A 25,599-nucleotide genomic window follows, 5' to 3' on the forward strand; every position below is an offset into this window, starting at 1 on the left:
TGTTGCTTGTATGGAAATGCGTTTCTCTTGCGTGGGCGCGCCAGGTTTCCAGCTAGTAATCGCCGTACTGCTCCTGCCACTGGCGCTTAAGAACTTTGCCGGTCGCGCCGGGCGTGACCGGCTCGACGAATACCACTCGATCACGTCGCCACGGTAACTATCTATTTTCCTGATCGCCAGTCGAGCGCAACATGGCATCCAGGATTGCGTCGGGCGAATATGCACCGGCCAGCGACAACGCCGAATCGATCACAAAATGCGGCACGCCCCTTACGCCCTCAGCCTGCAACGAACGACGAATCGCCATGTTGTCGTCGCGCCGCGAGGCCGCCAGATGTTCTGCGAGGCCCGCGGAGTCAAGACCGCACGCGAGACCAATCCGCTCGAGCACGTCCGGGTTGCCAATGTCTTCGCCGTCCAGGAAATAGCCGGTGAATAGCCGATCGATCAGGGATGCAGTCCTACATCCCGTGCCTGTCCCAGCGGCCCAGGAAACGAGGTCGTGCGCTGCCCGTGTGTTGGGCATCACCTCGATCCTGTCGAACGCCAGTTGCACGCCCGCCGCGCGAGCGGCCTCCTGAACCTGTGCACGCCGTGCATCAACCGCTTTTGCACTTCCCAGGCGGTTCACATAGAACGCCTGATACGGGACGCCACCGGCGGGGATATCGGGCAACAACTGATGCGGGTGCCACCGCACCTCGACGCTGACGTCCCGGCGCAAGCCGGCGAGGCGACGGATTGCGGCATCGAGATTACGCTTGCCAATCAGGCACCACGGGCAGACGAAATCGAAGTGGACATCGACCGTCAGTGACGCGCTTTTATCGACTTCAATGACCTGTTCGGTTGCGCCGTCCATGTCACAGGAGCTCACGGATGAAGGTCTCCGCCTGCGGCCACTCGCCATAGCCGGCCGCGGGGTTCAAGTGTCCGACCTCGCCGAGGTCGACGAGACGACTGCCCCAGTCCGCGGCCATTGCCGCGGCGCGATCGAACGTTGCCAGCGGATCATTGCGGCTGACTCCGAGAATGCTCGGGAACGGCAACGGCTTACGTGGGTTTGGCAGCCATCCGTTCTGCTCGAGCGCATCGCGCGTCGGATAACCGGCAGGCATGGGTGTTTCCAGGTCGGCCGGCGTGGCAAGCAGCGCACCCTGGATCGGGCGGTTGTGCCGCAGAGCCCAGTGCACCGTGATCAGGACGCCGGCGCTGTGAGCAACCAGTACGATCGGGCCTTCGATCCTGGCGATGGCCTCGTCGAGCGCCGCGACGCGCGCAGCGCAGCTGAGCTTGTCCTGCTCGAGCGGCGGCACCGAAGCCGACTTGGGAAGGCGAGCCTGCAGCAGAGTCTGCCAGTGTTCGGCCACATGGTCACGCAGGCCGGGCACGATGAGTACGGTTGGTTCTGTATTGAGAGTCACGATGCTGAATCGTTCAAGTTAGTACGGCTTGTCGCCGATAATCCCGGCCCGCTCCATCTTCCGATGGCACGGCGCGTAGTCCATCACCGCGTAGTGCTGCGTACTGCGGTTGTCCCAGATCGCGATGCTGTTCGGCTTCCACCGCCAGCGCACCTGGTACTCGGGGATGTAGGCCTGGGTGATGAGGTAGCGCAGCAACTCGCCCGCGCCCGGATTGGCGTCCTGCCCGAAGCGCACCCGTGCCGGCGTGTGATAGTTCGTGAAATGGGTGGTGAATGCGCTCACGAACAGCACCTTTTCGCCTGTCTCCGGGTGCGTGCGCACGACCGGGTGCTCCGCGTCCGGATACTGCGCCTTCAGCGCGAGGCGCTTCTCAATCGGCATCACGGCGCCGAAGCTCGCCTCGATGCTGTGTCGGCCACGCAGGTCTGCAATCTGGGTCTTGATGTGGTCTGGCAGGTTCTCGTAGGCGAGAGCCATATTCGCCCACATCGTGTCGCCCCCGACGGGCGGACATTCCACGCAGCGCAGCACCGCGCCGAACTGCGGCGCTTCGCGCCAGGTGGCATCCGCGTGCCACGCGTTTTCGTACCGGTCGTTCGGCTGGTCCGGGGTCTTGTAGATACGCACGAGACCGGGATGGTCCGGGTCGCTGCCCGCGACGGGATGATCTTCCAGTTCGCCAAAGCGGCGCGCGAAGGCCACATGCTCGGCGCGCGTGATGTCCTGGTCGCGCAGGAACACCACGCGATGCTTCAGCAGCGCCGACCGGATCTCGGCAAACAGACCGTCATCGCTGATGGCATCGGCCAGATTCACACCGGTCAGTTCGGCGCCGATCGAGCAGGTTAATTGTTCGACTTGCATGGCTTCTCCTCAGATGACGAAGACCGACGAGCCGGTCGTCTTGCGCGATTCGAGGTCCCGGTGCGCTTGCGCCGCATCCTCAAGCGCGTAACGCTGGTTCAGTTCGATCTTGATGCGACCCGCGGCGATATGCCCGAAGATTTCACCGGCGAGTTCGTTCTTCTCGGCGGGGTCGGCGATATAGTCCGCCAGCGCCGGGCGGGTCAGGTAGAGCGAGCCCTTCATCGCGAGAGTCTGCGGATTGAACGGCGGGATCGGGCCGGAAGCGGTGCCGACGCAGACCATCAGGCCGCGGCGCTTGAGCGAATCGAGCGACCCTTCGAAGGTATCCTTGCCGACGCTGTCGAACACGACATTCACGCCGACGCCACCGGTCAGTTCGCGCACGCGTTTCGCGACGTCTTCCCGGCTGTAATAGATGATGTGGTCGCAGCCATGCGCGCGGGCCACCTCGCCCTTGGCCTCGGACGAAACCGTGCCGATCACGGTGAGACCGAGCAGCTTCGCCCATTGCGACACGATCAGGCCGACACCGCCGGCGGCCGCATGCAGCAGGATGGTATCGCCCGCCTTGAAGTCGTAAATGCGGCGCATCAGGTAGGAGGAGGTCAGGCCTCGCATTGTCATACCGGCAGCCGTTTCGCAGGAGATCGCATCAGGCAGCTTGATGAGCGGCGCGGCCGGAATCAGGCGTTCGGTGCTGTAGGCGCCGAGCGTGTTGATAAAGCCGGTGTAGGTCACGCGGTCGCCGACAGCGACGTTTGTCACATCTGGACCGACGGCCTCGACCACGCCTGCGGCCTCGACGCCCATGCCGGCAGGCAGCGGAACCGGGTACAGACCGCTACGGAAGTAGGTGTCGGCGAAATTCAGACCCACAGCCTCATGGCGCAGGCGGACCTGTCCGGGACCCGGTTCGCCCACTTCAACGTCCTCGTAGCGCAAGACTTCGGGACCACCGGTTTCATGGAAGCGCACTGCTTTCGCCATCTTCAATCTCCTGTCCGTTACTCAAACTGCAAAATAGATTTCGCCTGCGGCCGAACGGCTTGTCCTACCCCAGACGCGATGTCAATTTGAAACTGCTATATCAAACATGCCGTGATGAAGGCCCGCCGCATGGAGACATGGCGTTGCACGCCAAGGATCTACTCCCGTTGCCAGCGGCAGGCCGCTGAAGTCAGTCACGCAGGTGTCCCGCACGGGGCCCGTACTTGATGCGTCGGTCACAGCGGGCCGCCTTGGGTCAGATTCATGCCTTGGCAAACTGGCGTTGTCTCGTCGTGAGCAAGCGAACGGTGCCGTTGCGCGGTGAGAATCCATCAGCGTGCTGCCTGCTCGCGCAGGGCATCCAGGCGGTCCAGATCCCCGCCGTAGTTCCGCTTGCCGATGAAAAATGCGACTGCGGCGATGAGGGGTGCAAACGGAACGAGTTGCAACGCGCCGAGCAGCCCGATCCGGTCGGCGACAATGCCCGTCAGAATGGCAGCGGGTGCCAAACCGAGCAGATTGTTCGCCAGCGTCAGGGTGGCAAACGCGGACGAATGAATCGACGGCGGAGTGAGATTGGCCACCATCGCGCCCGAGGGGCCGCTCGCGCCTGCGCTGAAGAACATGCCGACGCCGATCAAAACGAGTTGCAACGTACCGGCCGGCATGCGGAAGCCAAGCGCGAGCAACGTGAAGCTTGCCAGGCAGAAGACGATCGCAGCGCCCCATTTCCTTTCGCGTGCATTCCTGCTCAGCCGGTCGGCCAGATTTCCGCACACCACCATGCCCAAGCCCGTCACCAGCACAAACACTGCCGCGCACACTGCGGCGTTGCCGGTGGTCATGCCGTAGTAGCGGTTCAGGAAGCTCGGCATCCACGCCCAGACCGCGGCCGGGACCAGCAGGTGGATGCCGCTGCCGACGTAGGCGCACACGACCGACTTCGTCGAAAAGAGCCCCTTCATCAGCGCGCGAAAACTCATGCGCACGTTGAGCCCGTGCTCTTGCCTTCTCATGCTTGCCGGCTGGAGCGGCGCAAGGCGCTTTTCGCTGACGACAAACCGGTAGATGATCACCAGCACGATCCCCATGGCTGCCATTGCGCCGAACGCCGCGCGCCAGCCCATATGAGCTGCAACCGCACCGCCAAGCGCCATGCCCAGCACTGAGCCAAACGCCCCTCCCGCCATGAAGGTGCCGGTGAGCGTGGAGCGCAGCCGCGCAGGAAAGATGCTCAAGACAACCGCGATACCGACACTGCCGTAAGCGGCTTCGCCAATGCCGACGAAGGCGCGCGCGATCAGCATTTCGCCGTAGTTCGTCGCGATGGCGCAGGCCAACGTCGCGAGACTCCACATCGACGCCATCAGGACGATACTTTTCACACGGCCCCAGCGGTCGGCAAGAACCGACAGCGGGAACGTGAGCACGCCGACCATCAGCGCGACCACACTGCTAAGCGAGCCCAGACGTGTGTCGGAAAGGTTCCACGTGGCCTTGAGCAGCGGAAACACCGCATTCAACACCTGCCGCGACATGTAGTCGGAAAGCAGCAATCCAACCGTCAAGGCAAACACTACCCATGCATAGGCGCGCACGTCTCCTTGTGTTGCTGAAACATCGCCCGTCGCGGGCTCGGCATGTTCCATGAGCATCATTCGTCTCCTTCACGTCTATCTTGTTTGCGTCTGTCTTTGCCCGAAGCAAAAGACGGACGATTATGGATGCCTGTCGCCCTCCCCGGCGTGCTCCGGCAGCACCGCCTTCGTAGCCGGCATCATTGAATCGTTCCTTGCCAGCAGCACTTTCGCGCCCGAGTTCACGCGCTAAGCGCTGGAAAACTTGTCGGAACGAAACAAGGCATGGTGTTCGCACAATACGGCAATCATGCGCTACACTTTTGTGATTGAGCGCCATCGTTTTAGCAATCGATGCCACTCCGCGTAAACACCGGTATATGCGCACAGGGGGTATTTCGTGACCGGAAGGCAAGGCGCCGCTTGAATAGGTCTGCGGAGGGAATACGATGGACACGATGCTGCGCTCGGTAGCCATGAACGGCTATTTCGATGTGACGCGACGCCATGGTTTGAATCCGATCGATCTGGCGCACGAAGTCGGAATCGATCCCGCGGTGTTAGCGAATCCTGATGACCGCGTCTCGGCGTCCGCGTGCTGCCGGTTGCTGGAACTCACAGCTGAAAGGGCGTCGTGCCCGACATTCGCGCTGCAAATGGCTGAAACCCGGCAGAAATTCGGGAGCGGCGTGGTCAATGTCCTGCTGGCGCACAAGCGAACGCTGCGCGAGGTGTTGCTGACCGCAGCCGAATTCCGGCATCTGCTCAACGAAGCACTGGCCGTGTATGTCGAGGACGCGGGTGCAACGGTCACCATCCGCGAGGAACTCGTTGTCGATCCGGGTACGCCTACCAAGCAGGCGATCGAACTTGCAATGGGGATCCTGGCTCGTCACTCCAGCGCGCTGCTCGGCAACTTCTGGAAACCGCGCGCCGTCCATTTCACTCACTCAGCACACGCAGACCTGAGATTTCATCGGCGCTTCTTCGGCTGTCCGTTGGAGTTCGGTAGCGATTTCAATGGGTTCGTTTGCGCGGCCGCCGATCTCGACTACCCGAATCCTGCCGCCGACCCGGAGCTGGTCCGATATGCAGAGAGCCTCGCTACTGCACTGAACGTAACGGGTGCAGATTCGACCGCGCTGGAAGTGCGCAAGGCGATCTACCTGCTATTGCCCATCGAGCATGCCACGGTCGAACTGGTTGCCCGTCATTTGCATCTGAGCGTGCGCACCATGCAGCGGCAACTTGGAGCGGCCGATACAAGCTTCTCGGCGCTCGTCGAGGAAGTCCGGCGCGAACTTGCCGTGCGCTATATGAGCAACCCGCGTTATCCGATAGGACGAGTCGCGGCACTACTCGGGTATAACCAGCAGGGTTCGTTCACGAACTGGTTCACCTCGCGATTCGGTATGACGCCGCGTGACTGGCGTAATAACGAAACGAAGTAGCGGCGTTATTCGACCGATTTGAGTCTGCTTGAGCCATGGCGGTTGGTCTGCGGCGCAGACTGGTGAATGCTCTCACTCGATAACACCGAAGTCGCTTCAACACGTTTGCGTCCATTGACCGTGACGACATGCATCGCCCGATTGGGCCGCATCGAGTACTGCGTGAGTCGCATTAGCGCTGCCGGGCGAATCCGCCGTCAGCGTGCAGGCCGCCGTTTCGATCGACACGGCGAGCGCTACGGCCTCTTCGTTGTCATGGACGAGCCGGACGGTATTGGTGCATCGCCCGGCCCTCACCGCCGCCGCGTTTCCCTCGACGTGCGATACACGCAGCCGCCTCGCGTGTTCAGACTGCCTTTCGCAGGAAGCCCTGAGTGGCGCCCTTTCGGTTGGGCGCGAAGCCGTTGGCCAGCAGCGTCTCTTCCACCGTGTCGTAGAACACGCCAATCTTGCTGATCTCGCGAGCTTCCTGGGCGGTCGCAACCTTGCGGCCGAACTCGCGTGAAATGCGCACCAGTTGCTCGATCTGCTCGACAGTGCTCATCTTCCTCGTGCGCGCCTGATTCCAGAGGTTGTCCTCGATCCCGCAACGTACGTGCAGGCCCATCGCAATGCCCATCATGTTGACTGGCAGAACGTTGCGCATCGAGCTCTCCACAGTCAGCACTGCTCCGTCCGGCGTGGCGCGCATGAAGTTGGCGAGGTTGTAGATATTCGGTGCGTCCATGCCGCCACCGATGGCTACCCAGTTCATGACCAGCGGGCCCTTGTAGACGCCGCGCCGGATCAACCGTTCAACCGACTCGAAGCTGTTGATGTTGTAGCACTGGAAGGCGCTCTGGATACCTGCCGCGTTCAGGCGGCGGATGTGCTCCTCGGCCCAGCCGGGCTGCGCCGGCACCGTCATCTCCTTGTAGGCATTGTAGACATCGGGGTCCGCCATCGAGGTGCCCTTGACGTCATCGTCCTCCCAGTGCTCCACGACGTTCATCTGCGAGGTATTGATGGTGACCGTGACCTGGTCCGGCTTGGGGTCGAGCTCGGCCAGCATGTGGCGCGTATCGTCGCTAAGCCATTTGGCCGCTGCACCTTCGGTCTCCGGTGCAAAGCTGATCGAGCCGCCCACTTGGATAATCATCTCGGGCACTGCATTGCGCACGCCGGCGATCAGTTCGTTGAACTTCGACAGGCGCTTGCTGCCCTTGCCGTCAAGTTCGCGCACGTGCAAATGCAGTACGGTGGCGCCGGCGTTGTAGCAATCCACTGCCTTCTGGATCTGCTGCTCCATGGTGACAGGGATGTCTTCGGGAAAGTCGGAGGGCACCCATGACGGCGCATACGGCGCGGCAGTGATGATCAAGGGTTGCTGGTTTTCGGTGTAGAGGGAACCGTCGAGAAAGTTCATGGCATGGTCTCCAAAGGCAATTTCGGGAAGGGAACAAATTGGGGAGCGGCCGGCGGCGAAGCCATTCATTCCCCTTCCCCAGGTAATATCCGGGCGTTTCACCACTCCCGTGTCAGGGCACGCGCCGACGCGAATTAAGTTGGACTGTTTCGGCGAAGATACGGCAATCCGGCGAGACGGTTTGTTTTTTGGTGCCATTTTTTAATGAATTGACGCCACTAGGCGTAAACCCCAGTGAATATTGGGCTTGTTTGCAAGTGAGTGCGCGAGCCATTAAGGCAGTCGCGTAGCGATGCCTAGCTGCTTGCGCGCATTCGTACGCTGCATTGGAGTTCGCGCGGTATGTATTGGGCGCCGCGTATTCATGCGCAACTCGTGCACGATGGCGTCCACGTGGGACGCAAGCGGTAACGCGGTGGATGCGCATCGTGGGCCTATGCGGGGCTAGCCGACGGCGCTGGCCACGTACTACGCGGCAACGTACGGGGGTATGGCATGCGCCGGGTTTGTATGCCGACACTTCAGTGCTGAAGGCCCGAACATACTGTGGGTAGCAGATGCTACCCACATCGCGGCCGGCGAGGAGTTTTATAGCTGTCCGTAGTGCTTGACGTGTTCAGCCAGCGCATCGTCGGCTGGTCGATGTCGAACCATCTGGCACGCAGCGCCTGATTGAGTCGACGATACGCGATACGAGCATCGATCGCCGCTACCTACAGATCAACTTATGCGACGCGCGCGTTCGAAAGTGGTCAGAACACCTTGCCCGAGACTGTTGTCGTTGACAGTAGCGGCTTCATTTGGCGTCACCTAACGCAATAAAGTATCTAGCACGACCCGCCCATCATCGCTAAAAGAAAGCGATCGGACAATGTGCTTGTCCAACTGCGCTGCCATGAGCGCAAGCTGTTAGGCGCGGCGCAATATGCCGACGCAAAGGCGCTCGCAGTGCGTACCACGCCTACGCGACTATGAAGCCGCTTACGAAGTCACGCATTCTCTGTGACATCAGCGTGGTTACCCTAACAGCTCGACGAGCCGTCTTCGTGGATGCAAGATCGGCCTTATAAGCGGGTGCCGATCGACTAATCGTAGCCCAATACCCCGCTTCTTCACTACCGCGCCCTCATTGCGACGCTCCATGATGAGCCGCCGCAATTGCAGCGTCGCGCTCCTTGGCGGCTTCCGCCTTCTTGTGCTCGTATACTTTCTTCGCGGCGGCTACCTTCTTGTCATACGCTTTGTTTGCCGAGGCGACTTCCATACGCATCTTGACGATCTCGTCATTGCTACCGGCTTGCGGAGCAGCTTGATTGGTTTGCGCCCACGACTGCCCCGATGCAGCCGCAGCGGCGAGCGAGATCGAGAACATTACAATTGCTCTATTCATACGCTTCATTGTTGCCTCCGCTTGCTAAGTAAAACGAAAGTCGCGCAGGCTGGCCCGCCAACAACATATTGCCGATGGGCCGTCTGCCTGATCAAATCCCATTCCGTATAACGACGCATTCTCACTTATGACAAAGAGCGCCGGTACATCATCTGACTTCTTGTCACTGTCATTCCGGGGCGTGTGAAGCCTTGACGAAAGTCGTATTCGAAGATATGCGAGCCAAGAAACGCGTTCAAGAACTTCCGAACTGTACTCTCTCCATCGGTTCATGTCGTGTCATTCACGAACTCGAAGCACAGCCGGGTAAGATAGCAGCGTCGAGCCCGACACATTCGGGCTTTGCACCACCCGAGGCAAAGTTGCAGTCGTCGGTAAAGCGCCATTCGAATGGTGTTTGCTTGTTGACGCGGCGCAAGAAGATCCATCCTCGCGGTCTCCGCTTCCGTGCTCACCACTGTCTGGCCTCTCGTCTCCAACGGCGTTGTCTTTGCAGATCTTGGCGCCGACTATCTCAGGCGGATTGACATCAACAGATCCATGCAACGCTTGCTCAAGCGGGTCTCCCATCTGGGCTGCCGCCTTAAAGCTGACCTTTCTCTCATGAACGCTTCTCGCAATCTTAGCGATCAGGTGCGCACGAGCGGGTTTTCATGGAGGCTCGACGGGCTGCAGCCTTTGACTCCGGCACTGTGTCGCAATCCTCTGCGACGGTCACGACCTCAGTATTTTGTGCTGCTGGTGGAGTAAGAAGCGTTCATGACTTCAGCCAGGTGGAAGAACTCTTCCATGAAGAGCTGACTCGACAAAGCCGACGTGCACGAAAGCGAATCACATGCAGCCGACGCTGCCAGAATGGCAATAGTTGGCGAAATCGCTCTCATATGTCGGGCGATCCACTATTCTATAAAGCAGGTGGCCGCGGACCGGAAGAGATACGTTCGAACAGCAGGAGAAGTTCATGATCTTGACCATTAAAACGTACGGCCGCGCGGCCAGGGCAATGTGGATATCAGCGTCGTTGCTGACGGCCGCGCCTCTTGCCCAGTCCGCAACAGCGCAGGAAGAAGGGACGACAGACGCCGCGAATGTCGCGGCGGAAAGCCCTTCGCAAGCCGAGGCTCGTGCGATTCTGATGAGAATGGCGAATTTCCTCGCCAGCGCACAGAGCTTTCGCGTCAACCTGCGCAGCGGCTACGACGCCGTGCAAGCTTCTGGACAGAAAATTGAGTTCGGCGAATACCGTACGGTTACCATGGGGCGGCCTACTCGCCTGCGCGTGGAAGGCCAACGTAGCGATGGAGCAAGTACGCTTGTTGTCCTCACCGGTCAGGAAATCGTCCTGGTCGACTTCGACAGCAAGGTGTATGCAACCACACCGCAACCAGGCCCGCTTGACACCAGCATCGTGTATTTCGTCAGGGATCTCGGCATGCGCCTTCCGCTCGCGGCGCTGCTCTTGAGCCGGCTACCTGCCGACCTGCAAGACCGGGTGCGGTCAGTCAACTACGTTGAAAAGACGAGTATCTTCGGCGTTGCGTCCCATCATCTCGCGGCGCGAGGTGACACGGTGGATTTCCAGGTATGGATCGCTGATGGCGACAAACCTCTGCCACAAAGAATCGTACTGACGTACAAGACAGCAGTCGGCCAACCACAATATTGGGCACAGTTCATGGACTGGGATCTCGAGCCCAAGATCGACGATGCGACCTTCTCTGGACATGTGCCTGACGGCCTGCAAAAAATCATGTTCGCTGCGCAGCTTCCGCACAAGCAAGCAGCTCGCGCGCCGTCCGCGCGTAAGGGAGCAAAATGATGAATGCAGCATCACGACGGCGTGCAATTGTGGCAATGATCGCTGCACTGCTCGCATGCGGGCTAACGGACCAGGCGATTGGAAGAGGCGACAGGGGCGGCGGCGCGCGAGGGGGCGGCAGCGATGGCGGCTATTCTCGCGGCGGCGCCGCGTCGGCTGGAGGATTCTCGTCGAGCGGCGGTACGGCAGCGAAAAGTGGTTCACAAGCTGGCGGAGCCTCGCAGGCAACGGCACGGCAGGGACAGGCCGCCCGTCAATCGACGGCCGGGTCCACTTCAAGCGCAAATCAAAGCGCACGCCAGAGTTCCAGGAGTGCGACGCAGGCAAACTCCAGTCAGAATCAGGCCAACCGCCAGCAAAGCACGGCTGAAAACCAGGCTCAGCGCCAGGCGACCTCGAGCCAGAATCAGACCCAGCGTCAGGCGACGTCGACTCAGAACCAGAGTAACCGCCAAGCCAGCGCAAAAGAAATGCAGGACACGCGTGCCTCGACAGTTTCCAACGTGCAGAACAATTACGACTGTCACAACTGTTCCGATTCAGACTGGGACGGTGGGTCTGCGGCGGCCGGATTCGTGGCCGGGGCGGTCGTGATGGGTGCGGCAGCTGCCGCAACAACGCCTCAACCAGTGCCCGCCACCGCTGTGGCCGCAGCGCCTGCACCGGTCGCACCGCCGTGCAACGTGGCTCCAGTCGCGGTCAACAACGTCGCGTACTATCAGTGCGGGGCGACATGGTATGCCGCCGGTTACGCGAGCAGCGGCGTGGTGTACTCACCGGTTCCTGCGCCACCCGGATACTAGCCCTCCGGTAGAAATATTGAACTGGCCGTAAGCCTCTCGCTTGATCTTTACGGGTTCTATTGCGACAGGACGGTGCGCTCTGATTTGCGGCACTACATGATCGACTAAAGCCCTGATGAAAGCGCTTAATCCAGTGGTCGCTTGCATTACCCGGTCCATGTGATTCTGATGTGCGTGCGCTGGTATGGGATCTATCCGTTGAGCCTGCGAATCCCTGAAGAATGGGATTGCTGAGCGCGGGAATCCCGTCGATCATTCAACTGTGCATCGCTCGGCCACCACACATTGGGCTAGCCAGACGGGAAGGACTGGCTACAATGTGAGTGCAGGCGAAGCCGCAAAGGCGGTCTCTTCAGGAGTAACGGTCGGTACTGTGACGTTTCAATTCCTTCATTGGAGGCATGCCCATGACGTGCCTGAGCGAAAGGATTGTCGGCGCAATATTTTGTATGCTGAGCGGATATTCGTTCGCGGAAAGCCTTGTCATCGATTCGCCCGAAACGATGATGGTTGCGAACATCGCGCCCCCGCCCGAGCTTATTCCGCCGATACCAGAACCGCAACGCTATTTGCATAGCTATGAAATGGAATATCGGTCGAATCAAGGAAAGTCGTCTTACGCGCAGATGGCGGATTTTTATAGTGCGCAGGTAACACACGACTTTCAATTCGGGGCCGGGAATACCACACCGACGCCTGAGCCGGTGCTGCAGCAGGCCTCGAATTTTCTACGTCCGGGTCCGTCGACGGCACCGCAAATCTCGATCGTCCAGTTGCCGAACACGGTTTTAACGCTGCGTGCCCAACCGCAACGAAGGCTGTCGCTAACGGTCGATGACTGGGTCTTTTCTGCCACGGCGCGTCTCGCGATTCTCCGGGCACACGATACAGGCGCGACGGTTTCTGTTCGGCACGGCTTTTAGAACTTTTAATAAAATGAGACTCGGGGGCCGTTTACATTTGACGAATCCAGTTAACCTGCTCGTTGTTTCGTCGACGAAAAGGACATGCCCAGACCTATACTCGACGACGGGCTCTGGGCGCTGATCGAACCGTTGCTGCCGCCTCCCAAACCACGGCGCATTCGTCATCCCGGGCGCAAGCCGCTCGACAATCGTGCGGTACTGACGGGCATCCTGACCGGTTGCATCAAGTACTGCTTGGGCGATTACGCGCAGCCGACTGCGCGCGACCCGGTTCAAAGCACCACCTCATCACCGAAGCGCAAGGCATCCCGCTTGCGGTGATCCTGACTGACGCAAACGGCCCCGACGTCACCCAGCTACATGCACTGATCGATGCCATCCCGGATTGCGACCGAAATCGCCCGGCGCGGCCATCCTCATGGCAGCGGTCTATGCAGGCGGCGCCACCACGATTAATGGCAGGATCAACCCGTTCGAATACCCAAAATCCGTGCTCATCGTCGCGTCCACGGCCTACACTGGAACTGTGGGGCCAGGTCGTCGGCGCGAAAGCGGCTCTGACCAAATCCCATGTTTGCTCCGGCTCCAGGCTGAGTGAGCTGCAGGAAAGGAGGTGCTCGATGATTGAAGAACCCCGCCCCGTCGGTGAGGTCTTGAGCATGGCGCCGGTTACCGGCTGGCGCGCAGTGTTTCCTCCTGCACAGTGGCTCCCGACCTATCGCTCGCAGTGGCTGGCGCGCGACACGATTGCCGGGGTGACCCTCGCGGCCTATGGGATACCGGTATCGCTTGCTTATGCAACGCTCGCGGGCCTACCGCCGCAATACGGTATCTATTGCTATCTGGTCGGCGGCCTCGCCTATGCGTTGTTCGGGTCCTCGCGTCAACTCGCGATCGGACCCACGTCTGCGATCTCGATGCTCGTGGGGGTGACAGTTGCCAACATGGCCGGAGGCGATCCTGCGCGGTTTGTCTCCATTGCTGCGCTCACTGCGGTTCTGATCGCGATCATGTGCTTGATCGCGTGGATTCTGCGGCTCAGCTCGCTCGTCAACTTCATCAGCGAGACAATCCTGCTCGGTTTCAAAGCGGGCGCTGCGCTCACGATCGCCCTGACGCAATTGCCCAAGCTGTTTGGCGTGAAGGGAGGCGGTGAGCAATTCTTCGAGCGCATTGTCATTCTGGCTGGCCAGCTTCCCGAAACGAATTGGGCGGTGCTCGCTTTCGGCGTCGCTACGCTAGTCCTGCTGCTGTTAGGGGAAAAGTTTCTGCCGGGGCGGCCAGTCTCGTTACTGATAGTCGTGGTGTCAATCATCCTGCTATCGTTTACGCCATTGGGTTCTATTGGCTTCAAGGTTGTCGGCGCGTTGCCGCGAGGTTTGCCCGAGTTCCATCTGCCGGGTCTTCGGGTGCGCGACGTGGACGGCGTGATCCCGCTAGCATTCGCGTGTCTACTACTGTCCTATGTAGAAAGCGTTTCCGCAGCACGCGCCATTGCGCAGGCAAACGGCTACGAAATCGATCCTCGTCAGGAACTGCTCGGGCTAGGCGTGGCCAATATGGCCGCTGGTCTCTTTCAGGGCTACCCAGTCGCGGGGGGCTTGTCGCAGTCCTCAGTCAACGACAAAGCCGGTGCAAAAACGCCGCTCGCACTGGTGTTCGCCTCGATCACGATTGCTCTCTGCCTGATGTTCCTGACCGGCCTGCTGACCAACCTGCCCAATGTGGTGCTCGCCGCAATCGTGCTGGTAGCGGTCAAGGGCCTGATTGACATCCGTGAATTGCGTCACGTGTGGCGAGTTAGTCGCTACGAGTTCGTTGTGTCGATGATTGCATTTGCCTCTGTGCTGTTGCTCGGCATTCTTCAAGGCGTGATTGTCGCGGTGCTGGTCTCGATGTTATTGCTCATCAGGCGCGCCGCGCACCCGCACGTAGCCAATCTGGGACGCATCCCGGCCACACGTCGCTACTCGGACATCGAACGCCACCCCGACAACGAAGTGATTCCGGGCGTACTGATATTCCGCGTCGAAGCGTCGCTGCTTTACTTCAACGCCGAACATGTACGCGCTACGTTCTGGGACAGAATCCGCTCGAGCGCAGAGCCGGTCAGGTTGTTGATATGTGATCTGTCATCCTCTCCAGTCGTTGACCTGGCGGGTGCACGCATGCTGGCGACGTTGCACTCAGCGTTATCGGCTGCCGGCATGCACCTGCGGATCGTTTCCGCACACGCGGGCGCGCGAGATATCCTTCGCGCCGAGGGACTTGAAGAACATGTCGGCTACCTGGGCCGCCGCGTCTCAGTGGATGACGTGATCGACCAGTTCCTGAGCGGCGCCGATATCGGCCAGGCCTCGGAAACTGGGCCCGGAATTCGTTAAACCGAGGGGAACGTGCGTGAGCAAGACCTATCCGGACAGGCGTACGAGCGTTGCGCCTCACACAACGACTTCTTACCTGACCGCTGATGAACGCGGCGCCAAGGGGCGGGCGCTGCGTGACGCGGTGCCGCGTGCATTGCATGCGGGATGGAAAATTTCCGGGCGACGCCGGGACCCGGTAGAGCTTCTGAGCGAATCCAATGAAGGCCGCATGCTGGAGCTGATCCCCATCCGCTTCGGACGTATGTCCGCATCGCCGTTTGCGTTCTATCGCGGTGCTGCCGCGCTGATGGCCGCCGACCTCGCCACGACCCCGACAAGCGGAATACGGGTACAGACGTGCGGCGACGCACACCTGATGAATTTCGGCGGTTTCGCCACACCTGAGCGCAACGTGATCTTCGACATCAACGATCTCGATGAAACGCTGCCTGCGCCTTTTGAATGGGATCTCAAGCGGCTCGCCGCAAGCGTGGTGATTGCGGCGCAGCACCTGGAACTTCCCAACAGCGAGGCAGCACGGGTGGTCACAGACCTGGTGCGTGAATATCGTGAACGGATGCAGAATTACGCCACGATGCGGGCGCTGGATGTCTGGTACGACAGGATTGACTTGCAGAAGTATGTAGATAGGACGGGCGATCCCACTATCGTGGCCGATCTGCGCAAGCGGCTGACAGAACGGATCGAGATGGAAAGACGCAAGTCGGTGCCTGACCACCTCTATCCGAAGCTCGTTTCGCAGGAAGGCGTGTTGCCGAGGATCAAGGATGAGCCTCCTTTGATCTTCCATCCGACAACGGAGCAAGGCCCCGGCCTCGCATCTGGATATGGAGAGGCCATCGCGTCGTATCGGGAGAGCCTGGCCGAGCATATCCGGATGCTGTTCGACCGGTTCCACTTCGTAGACATGGCCATTAAGGTCGTCGGCGTAGGAAGCGTCGGTACGATGTGCGCCGTATGCCTGTTCATGGCGGCAGACAACGACCCGTTGTTCTTGCAGGTGAAAGAAGCGCGGGCCTCGGTGCTTGAGCCGTATGCCGGAAAGAGCTTGCATGCCAACCACGGCCAGCGGGTCATTGCCGGGCAGCGCTTGATGCAGGCGGCGAGCGATCTGTTCCTTGGATGGACGCGAGGAATGAACGGCCGCGATTTCTATGTCCGACAGCTACGCGACATGAAGGTGTCTGCGATCATCGAGGATTGGGACACAGGGATATTGCGACAATATGCGAGGATGTGCGCGCACGCCCTGTCCCGTGCGCATGCCCGCTCCGGCGACGCTGCGATGATTGCCGGTTACATGGGTTCCGGGCAGACGTTCGACGATGCGGTCTGCGAGTTCGCGACTGAATACAGTTCCCAGAATCGGAGCGACCATCGGCTGTTCGTCCGCGCAATCCGCGAAGGACGGGTCAACGTGCAGGTTGAAGACTAGCGTTACGATTGGGTCATTCGACATCTGGCCCAATACAACCTCGCAAGCTTTGACCAACTGGCGCATACCGCTTGTGCGCCGTTACGACTAACACGGCCTAAACAGCCGCCCAGCCGTCTAATACGAATGACCCAAACGTCTGGAAGCGGGCATTCCGTCAAAGGCGAATCCCGCGCGCCGTTCGCAATTCGGGGCTCATGTAGCGCCAGTTCGATAAACGTTCTACAAGACGGACGCTGGAATCACACACTCAACCCAAATCCGGTGGGAACGGAAAGTCCTGACCGCGCGACGCGGCGCCGGATCTAAGCCGCCTTAGCGGGCAGCTTTCAACTTCGCGTGGCAAACGCAAGGTGCCATCTAGCTGCTCGCCGATGACAGCTCGATGCGCTTGCGCAGCAGGAACCGGCGCACGGCCGGATCGCGCTCAAGTCCGATCGCGAGATCGTACGCGCCGAGCGCTTCGGCCGTCGCGCCGGCACGCGCTAGCAGATCAGCGCGCGCGGCCCAGTACGGCTGGTAGTCGGCCAGCCGCGGATCGTCCGCGTAAGGCTCGAGCGCGTCGAGCGCCGCCTGCGGGCCGTCCCGTTCCGCCAGCGCGAGGGCGCGGTTCACCGCGACCACCGGCGACGCTGCAATCGCGAGCAGCGCGTCATAGAGTTGCACGATCTCGTACCAGTTCGGGCGGTGCGTGCGGCAGCGGTGCACGTGCGCCGACTGCAGCGCGGCCTCAAGCTGAAAGCGGCCGATTGCATTGAAAGCGTTCGCGCGCCGCAGCAGTGCGTCGGCTGCGTCGATCATCGGCGCGTTCCATGTCGCCGGGTCCTGAGCCGACAGCGGCACGTAGTCGCCGGCCGCATCGCGCCGCGCGTCGCAACGCGCCAGCGCATACAGCATCAGCGCGAGCAGACCAAGCGTCTCTGGCTCCTCGGGCAGCAGTTCGACGAGCAGTTGTCCAAGAAACAGCGCCTCACCGGTGAGATCGCGGCTCTCGGTATCGCCGCCGACCGGGTCGGTCCACCCTTGCGCATACACCGCATAGACCGCTTCCAGCACCGCAGCAAGCCGGTCGGGCAACTCCTCGCGCTCGGGCACGCTGAACGGAATGCCCGCCTCGCGTATCTTGTTCTTCGCCCGCACGAGGCGCTTGCTCATCGCTGCGGGCGACATCAGGAACGCGGAGGCAATCGTCTTCGCTTCGAGCCCCAGCACCACCTGCAGCATCAGCGGTGTGCGAATCGCGGCCTCGAGCGCAGGGTGCGTGCATGCGAACAGCAGCGCAAGCCGCCAGTCGGGCAACGCGCCTCTTTCACGCTCGTCGATTTCGTCGGCGAGGATCGTGAGCTGGTTTGTCACTTCGTCGCCGACGCGGCGATGACGCGCGCCGTCGATCGCCCGGCGGCGCGCGACCGTCATCAGCCACGCTTCGGGATTCGCGGGACAGCCACGCTGCGGCCAGTCAGCAAGCGCGGCCGCAAACGCGTCGGCCAGCGCGTCCTCGGCTGCGGCGACATCGCGCGTGCGCATCGCGAGCAGCGCGACGAGCTTGCCGTAACTGCGGCGGGCGACCGCCTCGGCAATCGAACGCGCGGCGCCGTCAGCGTCGCGGCCGCAGCCGGACGGACTCATGCAGCCGGTGGCGCATCGTAGGGGGCAGTCCAGACCGGGCGCACTTCCATGATGCCGTGCGCCGCGCCGGGACACCTCGACGCCCACGCGATCGCCGCGTCCAGGTTGGGCACGTCGATCAGGTAGTAGCCGGCGAGCTGCTCCTTCGAATCAGAATAAGGTCCGTCTAGCACCTGCGTCTTGCCGTCAACGAGCCGCACCGTGGTAGCCGTGTTCGTGTGCTGCAGCCGGTGGGCGCCCGCCAGAACCTCCGCTTTTTTCAACGATTCGGTGTATGCCTGATACGCGGCGACTCCTTGCTGCCGCTCGCTGTCTGTCATCTGGTTCCAGCGGTTTTCTTCCGAATAGATTATCAACAGGTATTGCATTTGAGCCTCCGTCAAGGGATTGAGGCGGGTGAATTACATCGTGCCGCCATCACAATGACGCGCGGACCGCATGCTGACGGACAGGCGGCATCGAAAAAATAGCGGACGTCGCACCCGCGTTATTCGTTCGCCTCCGACGAAGATGCTGCGCGCGGTCACTTCGGGCGAGCCCGGCATCGCCGCGGACGCGACAGACGCAGCGCTTCCTCCTTCGAGGTCTTAGTTTCCACGAGCGGAGAATCGTTCCATCGCTTTCTCGAAGCGCGGATCGCCGAGATAGCCAACGTTGAACCGGAACCACGGCGACACGCTGTTCGGATGTGGTGAAAAAATCGTCCCCGGCGCGAGAATCACGTGCCTGTCCATCATCTCGCGCGCGAAGGCGATCGAGTCGTCGCATCCCGGCAAGCGGGCCCATAAGTAGAGACTCTGGTCGCTGACCTTGTAGATGGTCGCGCCGCAACGCGCCAACACTTCGACGCCAGCGGCAGTCGCGCGCTTCAAACGATCCTGCAGGCGATTCGTGTGACGCAAAAAATGACCGTCGCTGACGATCGCATCCAGGGTGCGCTCGCAGTATTCGGAACTGCTGACGTGCGTGAGCATTTTCACGTCGGCGAGATCGCTGGCAAGGTCCGCATGGCAAGCCAGAAAGCCCACGCGCAGCGCCGCTGACACCGACTTCGAAAAGCTGCCGACATAGATCGTGCGGCGCAGTTGATCCAGCGCGCAGATGCGCGTGGCAGAACGCGGCTTGAGATCGGCGAGCGCATCGTTCTCGACGACGATGAGATCGTACGCCTCGGCGAGTTGCAGAATGCGATGCGCCTTCGCGGCGCTGATGTCGGTCGCAGTGGGGTTATGCCCGACCGACTGCGTAAAGAAAAGCCGCGGCCGATGCGTCTTCAGATGCTCTTCCAGGGCGCCGATATCGGGCCCATCGACACCGCGCGGCACACCCACGACATTCGCACCGGACAGTTTGAGCTTGCCGAAGAGCGCATAGTAGCCCGGATCGTCGACGAGAACCGTGTCGCCCGGGCGCACGAAATAACGCACGACCATGTCCATCGCCTGGTTCGCGCCGTGCGTCAAAACGATCTGCGACGGCGCGGCTTCGATCTCGTAGCCGGCGAGCTTCTGCTGCAAGTGCTGACGCAGCGGCAAATATCCAAAGCGAGTGCCGTAGCGAAAGAGCGATGCGACGCCCGTGCGCACCACTCGCTGATGAAAGTGATCGAGCCGGGTTTCTTCGAGCCACTCGACGGGCGGGAAGCCTTCGCCGACGTTAAGAAAATCCGGCTTGCTCTGCAACTGCTCGCGCATCAGCCACACGTAGTCCATCGCACGATCGAGCGTCGGCGCGTCCTCGTCCTGCTGCTGCGGTCCGGCGACACTGGAGACGAAAAAACCCGCGCCTCGGCGTGGCTCGATCAGGCCGTTGGCCGTCAGCGTGTCAAATGCGCCGATGACTGTGTTCTTGGAGCAGCCGTTCGCCTCAGCGTATTCCCTGATGGAGGGCAGTTTGTCTCCAGCGCGAAGCAGGCCCTCTTTGATCTGTTTCGCCAAATTGTCCGCGAGCATTGCTGACAGGCTGGGCTTCTCATTGCGCATCTCTTGTCCCTCCTCGGTGTCACCTTCGTCTGTCCTGGGTACAGTCCGAATACTATCTCCTGAAATTGTACCTTTTCAATGGGTACAACCGGCCTAATATTCGCCCAATCGCCGCGCACCTACAAGCGTCACGGAGCGAGACACCGACACCCATTGGAAGACAGAGGAAGACCCATGATCGACTCGACACTGCCCAATTTTCGCGCGATGTCGCCCGCGCAGCGCCTGGGCCACATCGCCCGGACGGCGGGACTGAATGACTACGAGCACGCGCTATTGGCCGCGCCCGGCGCGCTGCCGCTCGAAACAGCCGATGGCATGATCGAAAACGTGGTCGGCACCTTCGAGTTGCCGATGGCCATCGCGGGCTATTTCCAGATCAACGGGCGCGACGTGCTCGTGCCGATGGCGGTGGAAGAGCCATCGATCGTGGCGGCGGCCTCGTACATGGCGAAGATCTCGCGCGCGGCGGGCGGCTTCAGCACGTCGAGCACCGGTCCGCTGATGCGCGCTCAAGTGCAGGTCGTCGGCGTGTCGGACCCGTACGGAGCGCGCTTTGCGATCCTGAAGAACCGCGACGAGCTGATCGCGATGGCGAACGCCCGGGACAAGGTGCTGATCGGCCTGGGCGGAGGCTGCCGCGACATCGAGGTACATGTCTTTCCCGACACGCCGCGCGGCGCGATGGTCGTCGCGCATCTGATCGTGGACGTACGCGACGCGATGGGCGCGAACACCGTCAACACGATGGCGGAAACGGTCGCGACGCGCATCGAGGACATCACGGGCGGCAAGGTGCGGCTGCGCATCCTCTCGAATCTCGCCGATCTGCGGCTCGCGCGCGCCCAGGTGCGCTACAGCGCGACGACCCTGCAAACGAAGGAATACGCAGGCGAGGACGTGATAGCGGGCGTGGTCGATGCGTACCTGTTCGCCGCAATCGACCCATACCGCGCCGCGACGCACAACAAGGGCATCATGAACGGCATCGATCCTGTGATCGTCGCGACGGGTAACGACTGGCGCGCGGTCGAGGCCGGTGCGCATGCCTATGCGAGCCGTGGCGGGCGCTATACGTCGCTCACGACGTGGGAAGTGGCGAACAACGGCGACCTCGTCGGCACGATCGAAATGCCGATGCCCGTCGGTCTCGTCGGCGGCGCGACCAAGACGCATCCCCTCGCGCGGCTTGCATTGAAAATCATGGACGTGAATTCGGCGCAGGAACTGGGCGAGATCGCCGTGGCCGTCGGCCTCGCGCAAAACATGGGTGCGTTGCGCGCCCTTTCCACCGAGGGCATCCAGCGCGGCCACATGGCGTTGCACGCGCGCAATATCGCGCTTGCGGCAGGAGCGACGGGCGCGGACATCGACTGGGTCGTTAAAAAGATGGTCGCCGCACGCAACGTGAGCGTCGACTATGGCATGGGCCTGCTTCAGGGGCCGCGCGATGCCTGAGTCCTTGACCTCGCTTCCGGAGCGCGTGCGCATTGTCGAAGTCGGGCCGCGCGATGGCTTGCAGAACGAGCCATCGCTGGTCTCGGCAGAAGTGAAGGCCCAGCTAATCGAGCGCCTCATCGACGCCGGCGTGCGTTACATCGAAGCCGCTTCGTTCGTCTCGCCGAAATGGGTCCCGCAGATGGCGGACGGCGCGTCCGTGCTTGAGCGCGTGCTGCCGGCGGCGCGTCGCTCCGCAACCACGCTCGCCGCGCTCGTGCCCAACATGAAGGGCCTGGAAGCGGCGCTCGCCTCGCACGTCGACGAAATTGCGGTGTTCGCTGCGGCTTCAGAGTCATTCTCGCGGAAGAACATCAACTGCTCGATCGACGAAAGCATCGCGCGCTTTGAGCCGGTGATCGCCGCCGCGCGTCAGGCGAACGTGCGCATTCGCGGCTACGTGTCGTGCGTGCTCGGCTGCCCGTTCGAAGGCGAGATTGCGCCCGATGCAGTCGCGCGTGTCGCAGCACGGCTCTTCGATCTCGGCTGCTACGAGATCAGCCTGGGCGATACCATCGGCGCGGGCACGCCGTCAAAGACTCGGGCAATGCTCGACGCCTGTGCCGCATATGTGCCGGTGCACGCGCTCGCAGGCCACTTTCACGATACATGGGGCATGGCGGCTGCGAACGTGCTCGCGGCGCTGCAGCGTGGCGTCGCGACCTTCGACAGCTCCGTTTCCGGCATTGGAGGATGTCCGTATTCGCCGGGCGCGACGGGCAACGTCGCGACCGAGGACATCGTCTACCTGTGCGAAGGCATGGGCATCGCAACGGGCATCGACCTCGGCCGGCTTGCGGATGCGGGTGCGTTCATCTCACGGGCACTCGGGCGCGAAACATCGTCGCGTGTTGCGCGGGCACTGGAGGGCAGACGCCGCCGCGAAGCGGCAACGCGCTGATCGCCGAGAAGCCAATCATCAGAAACAGACTCCGTGCAAGGAGGAGACATGGAACAGCAGTTTGCCGCGCAAGAGCGCGGCCATCAAGTATCGGCGCGGGCAGTTGAAGCCGACTACAAACTCGTCGAAATCTGGGGTGACACGGTCGACACGCGACATCTCGCGTGGTCGGTCGTGCTCGGCATCGCCATCAGCTTTGGCGCGTTCGCTGCGGCGAGTCGCGTGCTCTCCGCGCACGTGTCCGATCCGGCGATGGCGCGGGCCTATGCGATGCTCGTCGGCCTCGCGGGCTGCCTGGTTGCGGGCGCTGTATGCGCGAAGCTTTTTCGCCCGAAACGGCAAGTGATCGAGGAAACGCACGGTGCGTCGGGTCGTGAAGAAGTGCTCGCGCAACTCGCCAGCGAGGCCGGCGGACTCGGGCGTGTCGCGGACCTGCCGCCTGCGGTCGTTGCGGAAATGAAGGAGCTGGGGCTCTACGAGCTCTTCGCCGATTACGAAAAACGCGCAGACATGCGCGAAGGAGCGCGCTGATGGAACCGCTCGTACAACAAGTGCTCGTCGCCGTGGGGATGGGCCTGATCGGGGCTGTCGTGTTCGCAGGCATCGGCCTCATCTCGGGCACCGATGAAACCACCACGCTCGCGCCGCTCACGTTGCTCGTCGTGCTGCTTGGCGTGCCGCCCGTCGGCGTGTTCTCGTTCTTCATGGCGGGCGCAGTGTCCAAGCACATGACTCACGCGATTCCCACCGCGCTGCTCGGCATACCCGGGGATACGCTCGCTACGCCGCTCCTGCAGCAGGCGACGATGCTGCGCAATCTCGGTGTCCCGCACATCGCGCTGCGCAAGATGATCTCGGGCGCGATCGTCGCGGCGTTCGTCGCGGTCCCGCTGGCGGTGCTTTTCGCCGTGCTGCTCGCGCCGTTCGGACCGTCGATCACCAAGGTGGCGCCGTGGGTGTTTCTCGTGGCGGCAATCGCCATCGCGTTCTTTTCGTCGGGACGCTGGGCCTCAGTGCTCTTGCTCGTGCCGTTCGTGCTGGTCATCGTCGGCTTGCAGGCGCTGACGGGCAAGTACGGCGTCATGCTCTCGGTAAGTTACTTCCTCGGCATTGCGATCGGGCCGCTCATCGCCGATCTGTTCTCGATTCTCTCGCCCACCGGACGCATGCAAATGCGTCGGGAACGAGCCCGCACGTTCTCGCTCGCGCCTGACGTGAAGGGCTGGAGCGGCTACTTCCCGAATCCGCTGAAAGTGCTCGACGGCCAGCAGCGCGGCTGGACCGCCGCGACCGCCGCCATCTCGAGTGCGACGTTCGTGTTCAGCCCGGTCGCAATGACGGTCGTGCTGGGCGAACTCGTCGGTTCGCGGGTGAAGCACGCGTATCACCGCCTGACGACCGTCATCGCTGCACGCAATGGCGTGACGGAAGCGACCTATATCGCCGAGGCGTTGATCCCGTTGATCGCGTTCGGCCTGCCGCTCAGTCCGGTCGCTGCGGGACCGGCTGCTCCGCTCTTCAACGCACCGCCGCGCTTTACCGTGGACGCCGCAACCGGCCACATCAACAACCTGCACACGATGATGACGACGTGGCAGTTCCTCGGCTTCGGCTTGATGGCGGTCGTGCTTGCTGCGCTCGTTGCATATCCGCTGTCGATGAACTACGCGCACCGTGCAGCGTCGTTCGTTGCGAGGAAGCTGAGTCACGAGGCGATCATCGCGACGTTCGTCGGGTTGATCGTCGTGATTAGCGTCTGGGAAGGGCAACTGCTCGGGCTGCTGGTGATTCTCAGCGTCGGATTGCTGGGGGGATTGCTATCGCGCAACTTCGGCTTCAATACCGGTGTGCAGTTCATGGGTTACTACACCGCGGTCCTTAGCGTGCCGGCCCTGACACAGCTGATGGGCGGATGATGTCAGAGAATTGGCGCTCGCTTACGGAGGCAAAATTGCGGGTGCCGTGAGCCCGCATGTAGATTGATGGCGCCAGCGGCAGGTTTTGGAAGGAAGTCGTTCGTGCCCCGCCCATGCGCCGGCGCACTAGGTGGGCCCGCAAGATAGGTGCTGCTGTTGCATCCGAATGGTTGCCCCTGCGTAGCGCCTCAACTTTCCAGGATGCGCTCCCACGCGTCCGATCGAGCCGAGCGGAACACGGCGTCGATCACTCGCATGTTTGCACGCGCATCTTCTAGCGGAATGGCCTGCGGGCCTCCACTCAATATCGCCTCCGCGAACGTGGCGGCTGCGATGCCATACTGATCGCACACCGGAAGTTCCAGCCAGCGATCAGTCCCGACACCGGCGCTTGTGTTTTCACTCACTAACAGACGCGTCGGTCGATCGCTTGGTGCATTGAATGGAATCTCGACCTCGATCCGCCCTTTGGTTCCGTGAAATTGCATCCGCTGATAGTTATGGCTCTGAGTCGAGTAAAAAAAACTCGCCTGCACACCGTCGAAGTCCATCAGCACAGAGCCAAGCCGGTCCACTTCGAATATTGGAGCCCGCTCCATCAGGGCAACCACTCGCCTTGGCTCACACCTGGTAATGAAGCGCGACGTTGTGATGGGGTAACAACCGATATCGAGCAGACCGCCACCACCCAGTTCGCTCTGGTTGCGGATGTCGTGCGGGTTCGTGTTGTTATACGTGAAGCCGCCGGTCACCGCCCGCAATTTGCCGATCGCCCCTTCGTCAATCAAGGTCCGCACCTTCATCCATTGCGGATGCGTGCGAACCATGAAGGCTTCTTGTATGTATCGGCCGTTCCTGTCGCGCGCGGCGATGAGTCGCTCGACCTGTTGGGCGTCCAGTCCGATCGGCTTCTCACACAGGACATGCTTGCCCGCCTCGACGGATTTGATCGTCCATTCCACGTGGATGTGATTGGGTAGCGGGATATATACCGCGTCGATTTCCGGGTCCGCCAGGAGCGCCTCGTAACTGTCGTATGCGACAGCCAAACCATATTTCGCGGGGGTGTCCCGAATTTTGTGTAAACAGGTTGTGGTTTAACGGGGCATCAGCCTGTCCTCGTACTGGATAGTAAAGCGGTTCAAAGCTGCCTTCCAATCGCGGATTGGCATCGTCCAGTTCTTGCTGATGTTGTTCAGC

The 25,599-nt window shown here is 61.5% G+C and carries 21 protein-coding genes and 2 pseudogenes; 12 read left to right on the forward strand and 11 right to left on the reverse strand.

Going from position 1 to position 25,599, the window contains the following annotated elements; genetic code table 11:
* Positions 1-157: 157 nt before the first annotated feature.
* From AWB81_RS30255 to AWB81_RS30275, 5 genes are all read right to left on the reverse strand, one after another.
* Positions 158-862 carry a DsbA family oxidoreductase gene (locus AWB81_RS30255; protein ID WP_062640495.1) on the reverse strand — a complete coding sequence of 235 codons (705 nt, stop codon included), beginning with the start codon at positions 860-862 and terminating at the stop codon, positions 158-160.
* A gap of 1 nt (position 863) precedes the next feature.
* On the reverse strand, positions 864-1,424 hold the full coding sequence (locus tag AWB81_RS30260; RefSeq protein ID WP_062640497.1) for an RBBP9/YdeN family alpha/beta hydrolase: 561 nt from the start codon (positions 1,422-1,424) through the stop codon (positions 864-866).
* A gap of 18 nt (positions 1,425-1,442) precedes the next feature.
* Positions 1,443-2,291, reverse strand: a complete 849-nt coding sequence (locus AWB81_RS30265) for a TauD/TfdA dioxygenase family protein (RefSeq protein ID WP_062640499.1) — start codon at positions 2,289-2,291, stop codon at positions 1,443-1,445.
* Positions 2,292-2,300: 9 nt separating this feature from the next.
* Complete coding sequence (locus AWB81_RS30270; RefSeq protein ID WP_062640501.1) at positions 2,301-3,281, reverse strand: quinone oxidoreductase family protein; 981 nt, start codon at positions 3,279-3,281, stop codon at positions 2,301-2,303.
* A gap of 332 nt (positions 3,282-3,613) precedes the next feature.
* Positions 3,614-4,936 carry an MFS transporter gene (locus AWB81_RS30275; protein ID WP_062640503.1) on the reverse strand — a complete coding sequence of 441 codons (1,323 nt, stop codon included), beginning with the start codon at positions 4,934-4,936 and terminating at the stop codon, positions 3,614-3,616.
* Positions 4,937-5,307: 371 nt separating this feature from the next.
* On the opposite strand from AWB81_RS30275, the gene AWB81_RS30280 reads away from it, so the two are divergent.
* Positions 5,308-6,309 carry an AraC family transcriptional regulator gene (locus AWB81_RS30280; RefSeq protein ID WP_062640505.1) on the forward strand — a complete coding sequence of 334 codons (1,002 nt, stop codon included), beginning with the start codon at positions 5,308-5,310 and terminating at the stop codon, positions 6,307-6,309.
* Between the two features lie 346 nt (positions 6,310-6,655).
* Here the strand turns inward: AWB81_RS30280 and AWB81_RS30285 are convergent, their stop codons facing one another.
* The gene (locus AWB81_RS30285) at positions 6,656-7,714 is read right to left on the reverse strand and encodes a beta-keto acid cleavage family enzyme (RefSeq protein ID WP_062640507.1); all 1,059 of its coding nucleotides are present in this window, start codon (positions 7,712-7,714) and stop codon (positions 6,656-6,658) included.
* A gap of 312 nt (positions 7,715-8,026) precedes the next feature.
* Between AWB81_RS30285 and AWB81_RS48870 the strand changes: the two genes are divergently transcribed.
* Entirely contained in the window at positions 8,027-8,125 is a 99-nt protein-coding gene (locus AWB81_RS48870) for a hypothetical protein (RefSeq protein ID WP_374730525.1), read from the forward strand.
* Positions 8,126-8,840: 715 nt separating this feature from the next.
* On the opposite strand, the gene AWB81_RS30290 is transcribed toward AWB81_RS48870, so the two are convergent.
* On the reverse strand, positions 8,841-9,113 hold the full coding sequence (locus AWB81_RS30290; protein ID WP_062640510.1) for a hypothetical protein: 273 nt from the start codon (positions 9,111-9,113) through the stop codon (positions 8,841-8,843).
* A gap of 952 nt (positions 9,114-10,065) precedes the next feature.
* On the opposite strand from AWB81_RS30290, the gene AWB81_RS30295 reads away from it, so the two are divergent.
* The 6 genes and pseudogenes from AWB81_RS30295 to AWB81_RS30320 all read left to right on the forward strand — a co-directional run bounded on the left by AWB81_RS30295 (position 10,066) and on the right by AWB81_RS30320 (position 16,474).
* The gene (locus AWB81_RS30295) at positions 10,066-10,923 is read left to right on the forward strand and encodes a DUF2092 domain-containing protein (RefSeq protein ID WP_235025979.1); all 858 of its coding nucleotides are present in this window, start codon (positions 10,066-10,068) and stop codon (positions 10,921-10,923) included.
* Between the two features lie 944 nt (positions 10,924-11,867).
* A pseudogene (locus AWB81_RS46515) lies at positions 11,868-12,003 on the forward strand (IS6 family transposase); the annotation flags it as partial.
* Positions 12,004-12,133: 130 nt separating this feature from the next.
* Entirely contained in the window at positions 12,134-12,649 is a 516-nt protein-coding gene (locus AWB81_RS30305) for a hypothetical protein (RefSeq protein ID WP_062640512.1), read from the forward strand.
* Positions 12,650-12,733: 84 nt separating this feature from the next.
* A pseudogene (locus AWB81_RS30310) lies at positions 12,734-13,035 on the forward strand (transposase family protein); the annotation flags it as partial.
* Between the two features lie 237 nt (positions 13,036-13,272).
* Positions 13,273-15,036, forward strand: a complete 1,764-nt coding sequence (locus tag AWB81_RS30315; RefSeq protein WP_062640515.1) for a SulP family inorganic anion transporter — start codon at positions 13,273-13,275, stop codon at positions 15,034-15,036.
* Positions 15,037-15,052: 16 nt separating this feature from the next.
* The gene (locus tag AWB81_RS30320) at positions 15,053-16,474 is read left to right on the forward strand and encodes a DUF2252 domain-containing protein (RefSeq protein ID WP_062640517.1); all 1,422 of its coding nucleotides are present in this window, start codon (positions 15,053-15,055) and stop codon (positions 16,472-16,474) included.
* 360 nt (positions 16,475-16,834) lie between these two features.
* Here AWB81_RS30320 and AWB81_RS30325 read toward each other — a convergent pair whose 3' ends face one another.
* The 3 genes from AWB81_RS30325 to AWB81_RS30335 form a co-directional block, all read right to left on the reverse strand.
* On the reverse strand, positions 16,835-18,103 hold the full coding sequence (locus AWB81_RS30325; RefSeq protein WP_062640519.1) for an RNA polymerase sigma factor: 1,269 nt from the start codon (positions 18,101-18,103) through the stop codon (positions 16,835-16,837).
* Positions 18,100-18,471 (reverse strand): YciI family protein, encoded by a 372-nt coding sequence (locus tag AWB81_RS30330; protein ID WP_062640521.1) that lies wholly within the window; start codon positions 18,469-18,471, stop codon positions 18,100-18,102. Before AWB81_RS30330 ends, AWB81_RS30325 begins: the two co-directional genes overlap by 4 nt.
* Before the next feature lie 219 nt (positions 18,472-18,690).
* On the reverse strand, positions 18,691-20,085 hold the full coding sequence (locus AWB81_RS30335; protein WP_062640523.1) for an aminotransferase-like domain-containing protein: 1,395 nt from the start codon (positions 20,083-20,085) through the stop codon (positions 18,691-18,693).
* A gap of 78 nt (positions 20,086-20,163) precedes the next feature.
* On the opposite strand from AWB81_RS30335, the gene AWB81_RS30340 reads away from it, so the two are divergent.
* Genes AWB81_RS30340 through AWB81_RS30355 form a run of 4 tightly spaced genes read left to right on the forward strand, consistent with a single transcriptional unit; the run spans position 20,164 to position 24,399 of the window.
* Positions 20,164-21,543, forward strand: coding sequence for a hydroxymethylglutaryl-CoA reductase, degradative (locus tag AWB81_RS30340; RefSeq protein ID WP_268811772.1), 1,380 nt, complete (start codon positions 20,164-20,166; stop codon positions 21,541-21,543).
* Positions 21,536-22,483: a hydroxymethylglutaryl-CoA lyase gene (locus AWB81_RS30345; RefSeq protein WP_062640533.1), complete on the forward strand. Its 948-nt coding sequence runs from the start codon at positions 21,536-21,538 to the stop codon at positions 22,481-22,483. The genes AWB81_RS30340 and AWB81_RS30345 overlap by 8 nt, the downstream gene beginning before the upstream one ends.
* Before the next feature lie 48 nt (positions 22,484-22,531).
* Positions 22,532-23,014 (forward strand): hypothetical protein, encoded by a 483-nt coding sequence (locus tag AWB81_RS30350; protein ID WP_062640527.1) that lies wholly within the window; start codon positions 22,532-22,534, stop codon positions 23,012-23,014.
* Entirely contained in the window at positions 23,014-24,399 is a 1,386-nt protein-coding gene (locus AWB81_RS30355) for a tripartite tricarboxylate transporter permease (protein WP_062640529.1), read from the forward strand. The genes AWB81_RS30350 and AWB81_RS30355 overlap by 1 nt, the downstream gene beginning before the upstream one ends.
* A gap of 188 nt (positions 24,400-24,587) precedes the next feature.
* Here AWB81_RS30355 and AWB81_RS30360 read toward each other — a convergent pair whose 3' ends face one another.
* Positions 24,588-25,475, reverse strand: a complete 888-nt coding sequence (locus AWB81_RS30360; protein WP_268811773.1) for a Gfo/Idh/MocA family protein — start codon at positions 25,473-25,475, stop codon at positions 24,588-24,590.
* Positions 25,476-25,599 lie beyond the last annotated feature (124 nt).

The organism is Caballeronia arationis, from assembly GCF_001544975.2.
GTDB classification, from domain to species: domain Bacteria; phylum Pseudomonadota; class Gammaproteobacteria; order Burkholderiales; family Burkholderiaceae; genus Caballeronia; species Caballeronia arationis.

Bases quoted from the DNA above. Each gene is read 5' to 3' on its own strand.
- AWB81_RS30255 (WP_062640495.1), bottom strand. From the start codon at position 862: ATGGACGGCGCAACCGAACAGGTCATTGAAGTCGATAAAAGCGCGTCA.
- AWB81_RS30265 (WP_062640499.1), bottom strand. From the start codon at position 2,291: ATGCAAGTCGAACAATTAACCTGCTCGATCGGCGCCGAACTGACCGGT.
- AWB81_RS30270 (WP_062640501.1), bottom strand. From the start codon at position 3,281: ATGGCGAAAGCAGTGCGCTTCCATGAAACCGGTGGTCCCGAAGTCTTG.
- AWB81_RS30275 (WP_062640503.1), bottom strand. From the start codon at position 4,936: ATGCTCATGGAACATGCCGAGCCCGCGACGGGCGATGTTTCAGCAACA.
- AWB81_RS30280 (WP_062640505.1), top strand. From the start codon at position 5,308: ATGGACACGATGCTGCGCTCGGTAGCCATGAACGGCTATTTCGATGTG.
- AWB81_RS30285 (WP_062640507.1), bottom strand. From the start codon at position 7,714: ATGAACTTTCTCGACGGTTCCCTCTACACCGAAAACCAGCAACCCTTG.
- AWB81_RS30290 (WP_062640510.1), bottom strand. From the start codon at position 9,113: ATGAAGCGTATGAATAGAGCAATTGTAATGTTCTCGATCTCGCTCGCC.
- AWB81_RS30295 (WP_235025979.1), top strand. From the start codon at position 10,066: ATGATCTTGACCATTAAAACGTACGGCCGCGCGGCCAGGGCAATGTGG.
- AWB81_RS30305 (WP_062640512.1), top strand. From the start codon at position 12,134: ATGACGTGCCTGAGCGAAAGGATTGTCGGCGCAATATTTTGTATGCTG.
- AWB81_RS30315 (WP_062640515.1), top strand. From the start codon at position 13,273: ATGATTGAAGAACCCCGCCCCGTCGGTGAGGTCTTGAGCATGGCGCCG.
- AWB81_RS30325 (WP_062640519.1), bottom strand. From the start codon at position 18,103: ATGAGTCCGTCCGGCTGCGGCCGCGACGCTGACGGCGCCGCGCGTTCG.
- AWB81_RS30330 (WP_062640521.1), bottom strand. From the start codon at position 18,471: ATGCAATACCTGTTGATAATCTATTCGGAAGAAAACCGCTGGAACCAG.
- AWB81_RS30335 (WP_062640523.1), bottom strand. From the start codon at position 20,085: ATGCGCAATGAGAAGCCCAGCCTGTCAGCAATGCTCGCGGACAATTTG.
- AWB81_RS30340 (WP_268811772.1), top strand. From the start codon at position 20,164: ATGGGTACAACCGGCCTAATATTCGCCCAATCGCCGCGCACCTACAAG.
- AWB81_RS30345 (WP_062640533.1), top strand. From the start codon at position 21,536: ATGCCTGAGTCCTTGACCTCGCTTCCGGAGCGCGTGCGCATTGTCGAA.
- AWB81_RS30350 (WP_062640527.1), top strand. From the start codon at position 22,532: ATGGAACAGCAGTTTGCCGCGCAAGAGCGCGGCCATCAAGTATCGGCG.
- AWB81_RS30355 (WP_062640529.1), top strand. From the start codon at position 23,014: ATGGAACCGCTCGTACAACAAGTGCTCGTCGCCGTGGGGATGGGCCTG.